This window comes from Faecalibacterium sp. Marseille-Q4137, from assembly GCF_017377535.1.
Classification (GTDB): domain Bacteria; phylum Bacillota; class Clostridia; order Oscillospirales; family Ruminococcaceae; genus Faecalibacterium; species Faecalibacterium duncaniae.
Map to the genome: position 1 here is coordinate 1 of NZ_JAFREK010000114.1, position 1,060 is coordinate 1,060.

The following is a 1,060-nucleotide window of genomic DNA, read 5'->3' on the forward strand; positions in this document are numbered from 1 at the left end:
GCTTATTTATTATATGTTTTATTGTATGCACGCCACAACAATACCGGCGCACCATGAGGGTAACGGTTTCAATCTCCTTTTCCTTGTTCAAGTTCTGAAGTCTTTTCTGTTTTATACGCAGTTAGCACAATCTAACCGTCTGGTGGAAGAAAAGGCAGACCACCTGTATGCAGTCTGCCTTTTGCCTGATGCGAAAGCCCGCAGACGCGCGGGGCTTACAGCACCAGCGAGGGCGCGGTGTAGACCCGTGCCTTCAGCTCGCTGTTTAGCATATACAGCCCCTTGCTGTCACCGCCGAACAGCTCCATCTTGGTAATGAGGTCGGCGGCGTTCTTCTCCTCCTCGCCCTGTTCCTTGATGAACCAGTCCAGCGTCTGCATGGTACGGAAGTCCCTGACCTCGTGTGCGGCGGCGTAGATGGCATCGATGCTGGCGGTGACCAGCTTCTCGTGCTCCAGTGCTTTTTTCAGCGGAGCCATGTGGTCGCCTCGCTCCCACTCCGGCTTTGCGATAGCCTCAAAGGTGACACCCTCGCCGTTATTCTGCAAATACTGATAAAACAGCATGGCGTGATCCCGTTCCTCCTGCGCCTGTACCCGGTACCAGTTCTCAAAGCCGTCCAGTCCGACGGCGGCGTAGTAGTTGGCAAAGTCCAGATACAGATAGGCGGAGTAGAACTCCTTATTGATCTGCTCGTTGAGCAGCTTAGATACGTTTGCGTTCATAATACTTCTCCTCCATAAGATTGTCTTTTTCCTGCTCCCGGCAGGGGGGCAGATATACCGTACCCAGAGCGATGCTGGGATGCTCCCTTTTCATCTCCAGGAACACCTGCTCCGCCTTGGGATGCTGCTGCAGCTCCGTTACGGCGGCCAATATCTCCTCTGCGTATTTTGGCATACCGCCAACCCTCTAAATGCAAGAATGAGTCTTATTATTTTGCTTTTATTATACCTATATTTTTTTCTCTGTCAACAACCACAAAGGGCTTGTGCGCCAAAAGCTGCCTCGAAGTACCTTAACAGTTTTAACTGTATCTGTTATATTTCAATATAAACTG

Annotated in this window: 2 protein-coding genes; both read right to left on the reverse strand. The window is 50.8% G+C overall.

The window, feature by feature from the left end:
- Positions 1-215: 215 nt before the first annotated feature.
- A complete protein-coding gene (locus tag J3353_RS16050) occupies positions 216-725 on the reverse strand; it encodes a ferritin (RefSeq protein WP_242699393.1) in 510 nt (169 codons plus the stop codon).
- Positions 706-900, reverse strand: a complete 195-nt coding sequence (locus tag J3353_RS16055; RefSeq protein WP_197037414.1) for a transcriptional repressor — start codon at positions 898-900, stop codon at positions 706-708. Before J3353_RS16055 ends, J3353_RS16050 begins: the two co-directional genes overlap by 20 nt.
- Positions 901-1,060: the final 160 nt, after the last annotated feature.